The sequence below is a fragment of the Roseovarius sp. genome (assembly GCF_030373445.1).
Lineage (GTDB): Bacteria > Pseudomonadota > Alphaproteobacteria > Rhodobacterales > Rhodobacteraceae > Roseovarius.
This window is the reverse complement of sequence record NZ_JAUCYU010000008.1, coordinates 111,742-123,283: the sequence shown is the minus strand read 5'-3', so window position 1 is coordinate 123,283 and position 11,542 is coordinate 111,742. Positions and strand designations below refer to the sequence as shown.

The 11,542-nt window shown below is 68.2% G+C and carries 11 protein-coding genes; 4 read left to right on the top strand and 7 right to left on the bottom strand.

The window, feature by feature from the left end:
* Positions 1-188 precede the first annotated feature (188 nt).
* Positions 189-2,222, bottom strand: coding sequence for an FAD-dependent oxidoreductase (locus tag QUV18_RS15300; protein ID WP_300894878.1), 2,034 nt, complete (start codon positions 2,220-2,222; stop codon positions 189-191).
* Between the two features lie 5 nt (positions 2,223-2,227).
* Complete coding sequence (locus QUV18_RS15295) at positions 2,228-3,091, bottom strand: branched-chain amino acid aminotransferase (RefSeq protein ID WP_300894877.1); 864 nt, start codon at positions 3,089-3,091, stop codon at positions 2,228-2,230.
* A 158-nt stretch (positions 3,092-3,249) separates the two neighbouring features.
* Between QUV18_RS15295 and QUV18_RS15290 the strand changes: the two genes are divergently transcribed.
* From QUV18_RS15290 to map, 3 genes are all read left to right on the top strand, one after another.
* The gene (locus tag QUV18_RS15290; RefSeq protein ID WP_300894876.1) at positions 3,250-4,173 is read left to right on the top strand and encodes an endonuclease/exonuclease/phosphatase family protein; all 924 of its coding nucleotides are present in this window, start codon (positions 3,250-3,252) and stop codon (positions 4,171-4,173) included.
* A gap of 89 nt (positions 4,174-4,262) precedes the next feature.
* Positions 4,263-4,565 carry a DnaJ family domain-containing protein gene (locus QUV18_RS15285; protein WP_300894875.1) on the top strand — a complete coding sequence of 101 codons (303 nt, stop codon included), beginning with the start codon at positions 4,263-4,265 and terminating at the stop codon, positions 4,563-4,565.
* A 39-nt stretch (positions 4,566-4,604) separates the two neighbouring features.
* Positions 4,605-5,354 carry a type I methionyl aminopeptidase gene (gene map / locus QUV18_RS15280; RefSeq protein WP_300894874.1) on the top strand — a complete coding sequence of 250 codons (750 nt, stop codon included), beginning with the start codon at positions 4,605-4,607 and terminating at the stop codon, positions 5,352-5,354.
* 38 nt (positions 5,355-5,392) lie between these two features.
* Here map and QUV18_RS15275 read toward each other — a convergent pair whose 3' ends face one another.
* The 4 genes from QUV18_RS15275 to QUV18_RS15260 form a co-directional block, all read right to left on the bottom strand.
* A complete protein-coding gene (locus QUV18_RS15275; protein WP_300894873.1) occupies positions 5,393-6,424 on the bottom strand; it encodes an agmatine/peptidylarginine deiminase in 1,032 nt (343 codons plus the stop codon).
* 144 nt (positions 6,425-6,568) lie between these two features.
* A complete protein-coding gene (locus QUV18_RS15270) occupies positions 6,569-6,931 on the bottom strand; it encodes a hypothetical protein (RefSeq protein ID WP_300894872.1) in 363 nt (120 codons plus the stop codon).
* Positions 6,932-7,241: 310 nt separating this feature from the next.
* Positions 7,242-8,606 carry a hypothetical protein gene (locus QUV18_RS15265; protein WP_300894871.1) on the bottom strand — a complete coding sequence of 455 codons (1,365 nt, stop codon included), beginning with the start codon at positions 8,604-8,606 and terminating at the stop codon, positions 7,242-7,244.
* A 47-nt stretch (positions 8,607-8,653) separates the two neighbouring features.
* Entirely contained in the window at positions 8,654-9,139 is a 486-nt protein-coding gene (locus QUV18_RS15260) for a VOC family protein (protein WP_300894870.1), read from the bottom strand.
* A 204-nt stretch (positions 9,140-9,343) separates the two neighbouring features.
* Here QUV18_RS15260 and cysK point away from each other — a divergent pair, with 204 nt between their 5' ends.
* Positions 9,344-10,423, top strand: coding sequence for a cysteine synthase A (gene cysK, locus QUV18_RS15255; protein WP_300894869.1), 1,080 nt, complete (start codon positions 9,344-9,346; stop codon positions 10,421-10,423).
* Positions 10,424-10,850: 427 nt separating this feature from the next.
* Here the strand turns inward: cysK and QUV18_RS15250 are convergent, their stop codons facing one another.
* Positions 10,851-11,432, bottom strand: a complete 582-nt coding sequence (locus QUV18_RS15250; protein WP_300894868.1) for a VOC family protein — start codon at positions 11,430-11,432, stop codon at positions 10,851-10,853.
* Positions 11,433-11,542 lie beyond the last annotated feature (110 nt).

Below are 11,542 nucleotides of genomic sequence, written 5' to 3'. Positions count from 1 at the left end.
CGTAGTTGGAAGCAACATGGCGCGGGGCGGGCGGAATGTCACCCCGGAACGCTGCGTTAAAGATTGGGCCAGAAGGGGCCGAATGCGACGTCGGTATAACGTCGGTATTTTGTCGGTATTGCGTCGGTGCGGGAAAAGGTTAACGGGCGGCGGTGCTCGTCAGCCCTTGCGGGCTGCCTCGCGGGGGATCAGGCGTCCTTCATCAGGCGGAGCGCGTCGTAGATTGCCGCGTGGGTGTTGCGGGAGGCTATGGCGTCGCCGATGCGGAAGAGCCGGAAGCCTGAAGGCCCGCCGGTGAGGGTTTGGGGTTTGCCCGCGACCAGCGCCTCGTAATCGACGGCGCCGAGGTTTTCCGACAATGGCTTCAGTTCGAAATAGAGCTCGTCCATGGGCGTGATGCCGTGGTTGACGACGATCTGGTCGACGGAGCGGTGCCGGGTGGCGTCGGAATAGTCGGAGCCGAGCGTGGCCTTCAGGCGGTTGCCGTCGCGGTCGATGGCGGTGAGGCGCCAGGTGACGGTGAAGGTCACGTCCTTGTGCTGCAGCTTGCGGATGAAGGGGACGAAGGTGATGCCGGACACGTCGACCGAGGCACCCTGGTAGGGGCTGACGACCTCGACCGTCGCACCGGCATCGGCGAGCTTTTCGGCGGCCTGAAGCGCGGCGTAGTCGCCGACCTCGTCGTAGATCAGGACGTTCTCGCCGGGCTTCGCGTCGCCGGAGAGGATGTCCCAGGTGGTGACGGCCAGCTCCTGCCCGTGCTTGACGATATCGGTGTTGGCGAGCCCGCCGGTGGCGAGGACGACGATATCGGGGTTGAGCGCCAGAACGTCGTCTTTTTCGGCATAGGTGTTGTAGCGGAAGGTGACGCCCAGTTTCTCGCATTGGGCGACGCGCCAGTCGATCAGGCCGATCATGTCGGCGCGGCTTCTGGTCTGGGCGGTGAGGCGGACCTGTCCGCCGGGCTGGTCGGCGGCTTCGAAGACGGTGACCTTGTGGCCGCGTTCGGCGGCGACGCGGGCGGCCTCGAGCCCGCCGGGGCCGGCGCCGACGATGGCGATGGTCTTGGGCGTGTCGGTCTTGGCGATCTCGTGCGGGAGGAAGGTTTCGCGGCCCGTGGAGGGGTTGTGGACGCAGAGCGCCGCCTCGCCGTAATAGGCGCGGCCGAGGCAGTAGGTGGCGCCGACGCAGGGGCGGATATCGTCTTCGCGGTTCTCGGTGATCTTGCGGACGATATGCGGGTCGGCCATGTGGGCGCGGGTCATGCCGACCATGTCGAGCTGGCCGGTGGCGACGGCGTGGCGGGCGGTAGCGACGTCGGCGATCTTGGCGGCGTGGAAGGCCGGCAGGCCCACCTCGTGCCGGATGCGGCCGGCGAAATCCAAGTGAGGCGCGGAGCGCATGCCCTGGACGGGGATGACGTCGGCCAATGCCGCGTCGGTGTGGATGCGGCCCTTGATGATGTTGATGAAGTCGATCAGCCCTGCGTCCTTGAGGCGGCGGGCGAAGGTGACGCCTTCCTCGACCGGGATGCCGCCGGGTTCGCTTTCGTCGGCGACGTAGCGGATGCCGAGGATGAAGTCGTCACCCACACGCTTGCGGCAGGCGGTGAGGACTTCGGTCGCGAAGCGCAGGCGGTTGTCGAAGTCGCCGCCATAGGGGCCGGTGAGGGCGTTGGTGAGCGGGCTGAGGAACTGGTCGGGCAGGTGGCCGTAGCATTCGTATTCGACGCCATCGAGGCCGGCGGCCTTCATACGTTCGGTGGCGTCGGCGTAGTCCTCGACGATGCGGGCGATATCCCAGTCTTCGGCCACCTTTGGGAAGGCGCGGTGGGCCGGTTCGCGGGAGGGGCCGGCGCCGATGGTGGGGAGCCAATCGCCGGTGTCCCAGCGGGCGCGGCGGCCGAGATGGGTGAGCTGGATCATCACCGCGCAGCCGTGATCGTGGCATTCGTCGGTGAGTTTCCGCATCCAGCCCACGACGGCGTCGTCATAGGCGAGGATGTTGCCGAAGGCCGGGGGGCTGTCGGGGGAGACCACCGCCGAGCCGGCCGTCATGGTGAGGGCAAGGCCGCCCTTGGCGCGTTCCACGTGGTAGGCGCGGTAGCGGTCTTTCGGCATCCCGTCCTCGGTATAGGCGGGTTCGTGGCTGGAGACCATCAGCCGGTTCTTCAGCGTCAGGTGCTTGAGCGTGTAGGGCTGGAGGAGGGGATCGGTGCTCATGGATGTCAGGCCGAGGCGGCCCAGTCCCAGTACATGTCGCGCACGCGGCGGGTGACCGGGCCGACCTGGTAGCTGGTGTCGTCGAAGGCGGTGATGGGGGTGACCTTCATCATGTTGCCGGAGAGGAAGATCTCGTCGGCGTCGTGGAAATCGTCGAAGGACATGACGGTCTCGTGGACGGTGACGCCATCGGCGCGGAGGTTGGTGATGTGGCGCGCGCGGGTGATGCCCGAGAGGAACGTGCCGTTGGGGACCGGCGTGAAGACCTCGCCATCCTTGACGGCGAAGACATTGGCGGTGGCGGCCTCGGCGACATTGCCGAGGGCGTCGGCGACGAGCGCGTTGGTGAAGCCCTTGTCGCGGGCCTCGGCCAGCATGCGGGCGTTGTTGGGGTAGAGGCAGGCGGCCTTGGCGTTGACGACCGCATCCTCGAGCACCGGGCGGCGGAAGCGGGTGCGGGTGAGGGTGGCGGAGGCGTCGGGGGCGGCCATCGGGATTTCCTCGAGCGAGATGGCGAAGCCGGTGCGGCTGTCGTCCTTGGGCACGATGGCGGACATACCGCCGTCGATGGCCCAGTACATCGGGCGGATGTAGACGGCGGTGTCTTTCGGGTACATTTTCAGCCCCTCGTGAACGATCTCGACCATTTCCTCGGTGGTGACGGTGGGGGTGACCATCAGTGCCTCGGCGGAGGCGTTGACGCGGGCGCAGTGCTTGTCGAGATCGGGGGTGAGTCCGTGGGCGAGGCGGGCGCCGTCGAACACATTGGAGCCCAGCCACATGCCGTGATCGGCGGCGTTCATCACGGCGATGTCGGCGTCGTGCCAGGTGCCGTTGAAATAGGTCTTGATGTTGGTGCCTGTGGGCATGGCGCAGTCTCCCCTCGTCAATTCGGGGGCAGGTTAGGCCGGGCGCGCGGTGGCGTCCAGAGGGGGCGGGGCGCGAAAGCGGGTGACAGGCCGGGCGCCGGGCGGGTATTGGTCATGGCGAGGTTCCGGCGGCAGGCCGGGCGCGCGAAGGGTGATCGATGGGACGAGTGGCGGGGGCCCGTGCGGGCCTTGGATGGTGGCTGGGTGTGCTCGGGCTTGCGTGGCTGGCGGGCTGTGCCGGGGCGCCGCCGCAGGTGGCGGGCGCGGTGCCGGCGCGGGCGGATTTCCGGATGGCGACCTATAACGTGCATTACCTCGACCTCGATGCCGGGCCGGGGGACGAGTGGGGCCTGTCGGAATGGCAGAAGCGGCGCGGGCCGCTGGTGGCGCAGGTGCGCCAGATCGGGGCGGATATCGTTACCTTCCAGGAGCTGGAGACGCGCGGGCAGGGCGCCGGGGCGGATGCATGGGAGGCGTGGCTGCTGGGGGCGTTGCCGGAGTACCGGGTTGCCGCCACGGATTTCGGCCGCGGCGTGGAGGTGGGGCAGCCGATCTTCTACCGGCCGGGGGCGTTCCGGCTGCTGGATGACGGGTTCGCCTTCTTCTCGCGGCCGGATGCGCGGTTCCGCTCGATCCGGGCGATTGCCGGGTATCCGGACGCGGTGACATGGGCGCGGCTTCGGCACCGGGAGAGCGGGCGGGCGGTGACGGTGTTCAACGTGCATTTCCATTTCATCGACACGACGCAGCGGCTGCGTTCGGCCGAGCGGGTGCTGCAGATGGCGGAGGTGGCCCGGGCGCGGGGCGACGCGGTGCTGGTGGCGGGGGATTTCAACGCGCGGCGGAATTCGCGGGCGCTGAGGATTTTCTACGAGGGCGGCTTCCAGCGGGCCAGCCAGCGGGGGGCGACGTTTCATTTCAACGAGGGGCTGCACCTGTTCGGGGCGATCGACCACATGCTGCACGACGACCGCGCCGTGCCGCTGGGGCGGACGGGGACGGGCACCGCGCAGGTGGGCGAGACGTGGCCGTCGGACCATTACCCGCTATGGACGGATTTCCGGCTGGGCCGGGGCGGGTAAGGCGGCCGCGCAGAGTGTCGCGGGCGCTTGAGCCGGGCGGGGCGGGTGCCTATCTGTTCTGAGAACCCAGCCATGAAAGGCCCTGGACCATGTTCAACTCTCTCATCGAAGCGGCCTTCCGGCGGGCGCAGGAGAATGGCGACCTCGACGATCTGAAAGGGGCCGGCAAGCCGATTGCCGAAAGCAGCCTGAACGCCGACCCGTTCGCGCATGTCTATGCGGAGAGCGGGGCGATGACGCCGTTTTCCGAGCTGCGGCGGAAGATCGAAGAGGCGAGGGCGCGGCTGGCGGCGGCAAGCGATCCGGAGGAGCGGCGGGCGATCCAGACCGAGATTTCCGGGCTGGAGATGCGCAAGGCGATCGAGATGGAGACTTGGAAGCGTTACGGGTGAGCGGCCCGCGATTTCGACAACGCGACGGAGGGCCGGGCCATGACCATTACCCATGAAGACGAGCTTGAGGGCCTGCGGGTCATCGGCCGGATCGTCGCCAATACCATGCAGACCATGGCGAAGGCGATGGAGCCGGGGATGACCACGGCGGAGCTGGACTTGATCGGGCGCGATTATCTCGACGCCCACGGTGCCGAGCCCGCGCCGGAGGCGGTTTATGGCTTTCCGGGCGCCACCTGCATCAGCGTCAACGAGGAGATCGCCCACGGCATCCCCGGCGAGCGGGTGATCGCGGCGGGGGATTTGGTGAATATCGACGTCTCGGCCTCGAAGGACGGGTATTTCGCCGATACCGGCGCAACCTTTCGCGTGAAGCCGGTGGCGGCGTCGCTCGACCGGCTGTGCCGGGACGGGAGGCGGGCGATGCAGATCGGCATCGCGCAGGTGGGCGCCGGGCGCCCGCTGGCGGGGATCGGGCGGGCGATCGAGGCGTTTTCGTCGAAGCGGGGCTATACGCTGATCCGCAACCTTGCGAGCCACGGGGTGGGGCGGTCGTTGCACGAGTATCCCGAGACGATCCCCACATGGGCGGTGAAGGGGGAGCGGCGGCGGATCGAAAAGGGGCTGGTGTTCACGGTGGAGCCGTTCCTGTCGACAGGCGGGCTGTGGGCCGAGGAGCGCGGTGACGGCTGGACGCTGTATGCCGAGCCCGCGGCGCAGGCGGTTCAGTACGAGCACACGGTGGTGGCGACGGGGCGCGGGGCGTTGGTGGTGACGTTGCCGGGGTGAGGTGGCGCATTCTTTAAAAGAATGCGGGGCGAAATCTTTTAAAGATTTCGGGGTGTTGCGGGTTCCTGTTGGGTGATGCAGTGGATGCCGCCGCCGCCGGTGGCGAGCGTGGTGATATCGACCATGCGGACGTCGTGGTTGGGGAGGTGTTCCTCGAAGAGTTCGCGCACCCGCCCGTCTTCGGGCAGGTTGTATTGCGGGACGATGACGGCGCCGTTGCAGATATAGGCGTTCACGTAGGAATCGCAGAAATTGTCGCTGTCGGTGTCGTAATCGAAGGCGTCGGGGCAGTGGACGAGTTTCAGCGGGCGGCCGCGCGCGTCGGTCTGGCCGTCGAGGGCCGCGAGGTTGGCGGCGTGGATGTGGCGCCAGTGGTGGTCGGGGCGGTCATTGCCCTGCACCATCAGCAGGCCGGGGGCGAGGAACATGGCGATGCCGTCAACATGGCCGTCGGTTTCGGTTTCTTCCGTGTTGCCGGGGAGCCAGATGACCTTCTCGGCGCCCAGCATCTCCTTCAGTTCGGTTTCGATCTGCTCGAGTGTCCAGCCGGGGTTGCGGTTGGCGTTGGGAAAGCAGCTGCGGGTGGTGATGATGGTGCCTTCGCCGTCGGTGGTGATGCCGCCGCCCTCGGCGATGAGTTGCGACGTGAAGGCGCGGACGCCGGCGGCGGCGAGGATGGCGTCGGAGGCGCTGTCGTCGCCGTCGTAGGGCGCGTACTTGCCGCCCCAGGCGTTGAAGCGGAAGCTGGTGCCGGCGCGTTGGCCTGTCGCGTCGGTGAGGAAGCAGGGGCCGGCGTCGCGGGCCCAGCTGTCGTCTATGGGGTGGGGCAGGAGGTCGATATCAGAGCCGAGGAGGGCGCGGGCGCCGGCTTCGTCCTCGGGCCGGACAAGCATGGTGACGGGTTCGAACTCGCGGATGGCGTGGGCCACGTCGCCGTAGTTGCGGCGGGTGGCGTCCATGTCGGCCCAGACCTCGGCCCGGCAGGGCCACATCATCCAGGTGCGGGCGTGGGGTGCCCATTCTGCGGGCATGGTGAAGCCCGCCTGCAAGGGGGTTTCCGGGGTGGTCATGGCGGTCTCCGCGTTGGTGCCGCCTTGGTGTAGCGCGTGGGGCGCCGTTTGTCTTCCACGCTGCACGGGCAGGTGATCGGGGGCGGGCTCCGTTGCAGCGGTGCGCCGCCTCCGACCTTCAGCGTTCAGCCCGATGGCGGGGTATTACTGCGAGACCCTGATGCGCACCGGGTCGCCCTGGATCCTGACCGTTTCGCGGCCGGGCGTGGTGGCGTTGAAGATAAGCTCGACCGCCGGGGTGGGGCCGTTGCAGTTCCCGCTGTTGCGCCAGCCCTTGCGGCCGAGGGTGAAATTGCCGGTCGAGGTGGCCGGAACGCGGATCGAGTTGCTCGCCGGGTAGCTGCCGCAATCGCCGCGGAAGCCGTAGACGACCATGGACTGGCCGACGGTCAGGTTGACCTCGCGCTGCCACTTGATCTGGGGCCCGCTTGTCTGGGCGGTGGCCTCCCCGCTGATACCGGCCAACAGCAACGCGGCGGCGATGGCATGAGTCAGTTTGGTTTTCATGATGTCTGGCCTCCCATGGAATGAGCGGCACTGAAAGTTGGTCGGGGAAAGTCGCTGCTCTTGTTCAATGCCTGGTTTGAAGATTGTCCGAAAGGCGCCGGGAATTGACGCCGTCCGGGGTAGCTATTGCTTTCGGGGCCGCTGGCGGGGCCCTGACGGCCGGGGGGCCGGCGTTGCACGCCGCTTTGCCTTTCCGAGCGTCGAGCCGAGCCGTAGCCGGACCATGACCCGCGCTACCATGGGGGCGCGGCGCGCTTCAATCACACCGGGGTGGGATAAGGGGAGGGCGAGGGGGAAAATCCCGGCGGTGCTACTCGATCAGGCGCCGGGCCCGTTTCCACGTCTTGCGCACCGTCGAGCGGACGCCGGGGCCCTGCGGGTCGGCGTGGTAGCGGGCCTCGTCGTCGGGGGTGACGGCGCCGGTATATTGCTGGATCGCGGCAAGCTGGGCGCGGATGGCGCGGCGTTGTTCCTCGGTCAGCTCGTCGACTTTCATGCCCTCCAGCGTCTTGTTGGCGCTGCGCAGGAGGTTGTGGAGGCGGGTGAATCCCAGGAGGCGGTCCTGGTTGCCCTTGAGCGTGTCCATCAGGGCCATCGCGGCGAGGGCTGTATTCTCGGCCCTGGCCGGATCGCTGACCAGCGGCAGGAGGCGGTTGGCGCCGGGCTTGTCGAGGGGGCGGTTCTCGCCCTCGGGCTGGCGCTCGGCGATGCCGTTATCCTCGGCCAGCGAGCGGGGCACCCAGTTGCGGGTGACGGGCGGCACCGGGTCGGTGAAGGGGAAGTAGTGGAGGATGTTGCGGTCGAGCGTGTCGCGGGCGCGGACCATGGCGAAGCCGATGCGGCGCCAGATCTTGGCGAGGTGGGGCTGCTGGACCGAGGCGAGCTGGGCCTGGAGGGCGGTGAAGGTTTCCTCCTGCGCGGCGAGGCGCTGGAAGCGGCCGGGTTCGCCCACCCAGTCGAGGTAGTCCTCGGCGAGGGCGAGCTCGGCCAGTTCGCGGTCGATCGCGTCGGGGCCGGGGAAGCGGTAGGCCTCGACCACCCGGTCGGGGCCCATGTCGGCGGCGTGCTGGCGCAGCTTGAGACGGCGGTTGATCCAGCCGTAATCGAGCTTGAGGTCGGGGGCCATCTGGAGGGCGGCCTCGATGAACTCGATCTCCTGTTCGGTGAGCCCCTCGGGGAGGACGGCGGCGCGGACGGTGGAGAAGCCGCCGTAGCGGTCGGGGTCGGTGGCGATAAGCTGGCGCATGGAGGCGAGGCGGCGGTTGCCGTTGAGCACGGTGCCGTCCTCGCGGATCAGGAGGGGATCGGTCTGGCGGCCGAAGCGTTCGAGCTCGGCATAGATCGGGCCGCCGGGGTCGCGGGCCTTGTCGATCAGGAGGTCATGCAGGAGGTGCTGGATGTCGCCGGTGTCGGCGTTCGACTTGAGGGTGTCGAGCGGGGTGTCGCGGGCCCGGGCGGCGTCGGTGAGTTCCGACAGGACGCGGCCGTTGTCGGCGCGGTAGACGAGGTGCCGCTGGTCCAGCTCGACCACGGGCACCTCGAGATAGCCGGACTCGGCGGGCACGAAATGGGTGGCGTCGCCGGCCCGGGCCACGGCCCGGTCGATGTGGTCCGTGCGGTCGGGTTTGGGGGTTGGGGTCAGGTCGGGGGCGGGGTCTGGTCCTTCTGGGCTCATGCCGTTCGAGATAGGGCCGGAGGTGCCGTTTCTCAATGCAAGGCGGGTCAGGGCGCCTCGGCCAGCAATGCCTCGAGGTCGAGCGGGGCGTTGGACATGGCGAGGTTGCCCTGGGGGTCGCGGGGCCATTCGGCCTCGGGCCGGTCGCGGTAGAGCTCGACGCCGTTGCCGTCGGGATCGTTGAGGTAGATCGCCTCGCTCACCCCGTGGTCGGCGGCGCCGGTCAGCGGGATGCCCGCCTCGACAACGCGGCGGAGCGCGTCGCCCAACTGCGCGCGGTCGGGGTAGAGGAAGGCGGTGTGGTAGAGGCCGGTATGGCCCGGCGGCGGGGGCGTGCCGCCCGCGCTTTCCCAGGTGTTGAGGCCGATATGGTGGTGGTAGCCGCCGGCCGAGAGGAAGGCGGCGGAGCGGCCGAAGCGCTGTTGCAGCTCGAAGCCGAGGACGCCGGCATAGAAGCCGATGGCGCGTTCGAGGTCGGCCACCTTGAGGTGGACGTGGCCGATGCGGGCGGCGGGGTGGACGGGGGCTGTCATGGCGTGGGGGCCTTTCGGTGATCTGTTGACGGGGAAGATAGGCCGCCGCCCGGGCGCTGCGCAATTGCCGGAATACGATCCGTCTCTGTGCGTGGTTGCACGGAACGCTGTTCCGGTCCGGGAGCGGAGAAAAGGCAGCATGGCGGGCCGTGGCGTGCTAGGCTGCGGGCGATTGAGACGGCAATTTCCCAGATGGAGGCGATCATGGCCAAGGACGGAACGCGGACGACGAAGGGGCGCGGCAAGCTCTATGACAGCGTGGTGGACACGATCGGCGATACGCCGGTGATCCGGGTCAACAACCTCGCGCCCGAGGGGGTGGAGGTCTACGTGAAGGCCGAGGCGTTCAACCCGGCGGCGTCGGTCAAGGACCGGCTGGCGATTTCGATCATCGAGGCGGCGGAGAAGGACGGCACGCTCAAGCCCGGCCAGACGGTGGTGGAGGCCACGAGCGGCAATACCGGGATCGGGCTGGCGATGGTCTGTGCCGCGAAGGGCTATCCGCTGGTGGTGACGATGGCCGAAAGCTTCTCGATCGAGCGGCGGCGGCTGATGCGGATGCTGGGGGCGAAGGTGGTTCTGACGCCCAAGGCGCAGAAGGGGTTCGGCATGTACCAGAAGGCGGTCGAGCTGGCAGAGAAGAACGGCTGGTTCCTGGCGCACCAGTTCGAGACGGAGGCGAACGCCGATATCCACGAGGCCACCACGGCGCGCGAGATCATGGGCGATTTCGAGGGGCACAGGCTGGATTACGTGGTGACCGGCTATGGCACCGGCGGCACGGTCAGCGGTCTGGGCCGGGTGCTCAAGAAGGAGCGGCCGGAGACGAAGATCGTGCTGTCCGAGCCCGCGAACGCGGCGCTGGTGTCGAGTGGCACGGCGCAGGAGCGTGATGGCAAGGGCCAGCCGTCGGCGAGCCACCCGGCGTTTGAACCGCACCCGATCCAGGGCTGGACGCCGGATTTCATTCCGCTGGTTCTGCAGGAGGCGATCGACAACGGGTATTACGACGAACTGATCCCGGTGCCGGGGCCGGAGGGGATCGACTGGGCGAGGAAGCTGGCGGCGAAGGAGGGGATATTCACCGGCGTGTCCGGCGGGTCGACCTTCGCGATTGCCATGCGGCTGGCTGAGAAGGCGGAGCCGGGGACGGTGATTTTGGCCATGCTGCCGGATACCGGGGAGCGGTACATGACGACGCCTTTGTTCGAGGATATCCCGGAGGATATGAGCGAGGAGGAAGAGGCGATTTCGAAGTCGACGCCGGGGTACCAGATGGGGTGAATGTGCGCCCGCCCCGGGCTTGACCCGGGGCCTCTGGCGTCGTCGTTGGGGGCGGTTTTCATGTAATGCACGCAGGGTGAGAGGTGGGTTGGCACCAACCCTTCGCTTCGTGGTGAGGTCCCGGCTCGGGGGCCGGGACGGGGGAGAATGCGCGAGGCTCGGGGTTTTCCGACCGGTGCGGGTAGGCACGCGCCCGGAACAGAGTCCGAAGGCCGCCGGGCGAGCGCCGGCCCGTCCCGGCGGGCAGGCGCTTTGGCGGGTGATGCGTTACGTCTCTTAGGTAGGAAGTACTCGGCACCATAAAGTGCGGGCCGGTTCCGTTGCAGCGCGTCCCCACGGACCGGCGCTCGCCCGGCGGGGCAAATGTTGGGAGTAAGACGGGGGAGCACAGAGGCCCCGGGTCAGGCCCGGGGCGGCTGATCCTCGCTCAGTACGGGTTCTTCGGTTCGCGGTCGCCCGACAGGCTGGCTTGCGTGCGGTGGACGAGCGTTTCGATGGCGTGGGCGAGGTGTTTTTCCTCGATGTGGGTATCGCCGCGCGCAACGCGATCGCGGTGGGCCTCGATCATCACGTCGGCATGCGAGCAGCCCCGCGGTGGCTCGAAACGGTAGCAGGCCAGTTCGATCAGGAAGCCCAGCGGATCCTTGAAGTAGATCGAATCCATGAACCCCCGGTCCTTGGGCCCGGAATGGGGGATGCCGCGGGCGTCGAGCCGGTCGGCGACCTGCGAGAAGGTCGCGTGGCTGACGTTGAAGGCGAGGTGGTGGACGCAACCCGGGTCGGTGGGGGTGCGGTTGTGGACGGGCTTGCGGCTCTCGTTGGTGAAGATCGTGATCAGCCGCCCGTCGCCGGGGTCGAAATAGAGGTGCCCCTCGTCGGGGTCGTCGAGATTGGGCTGGTCGAAGATGAAGGGCATGCCGAGCACGCCTTCCCAGAAGTCGATGGATGTCTGCCGGTCGGCGCCGGTCAGCGTGATGTGGTGTACGCCCTGGACCTGTAGCTTGTGCATGGCTGGCTCCTTTCCCTTGGTTGCCTTCAAGTATGGGGTGGTGCGGCTGTGCGGCAAGGGAGGCATGTCTGCACCGGCTGCGGGCGATGGTGCGCGGATGCGCGGGCAGG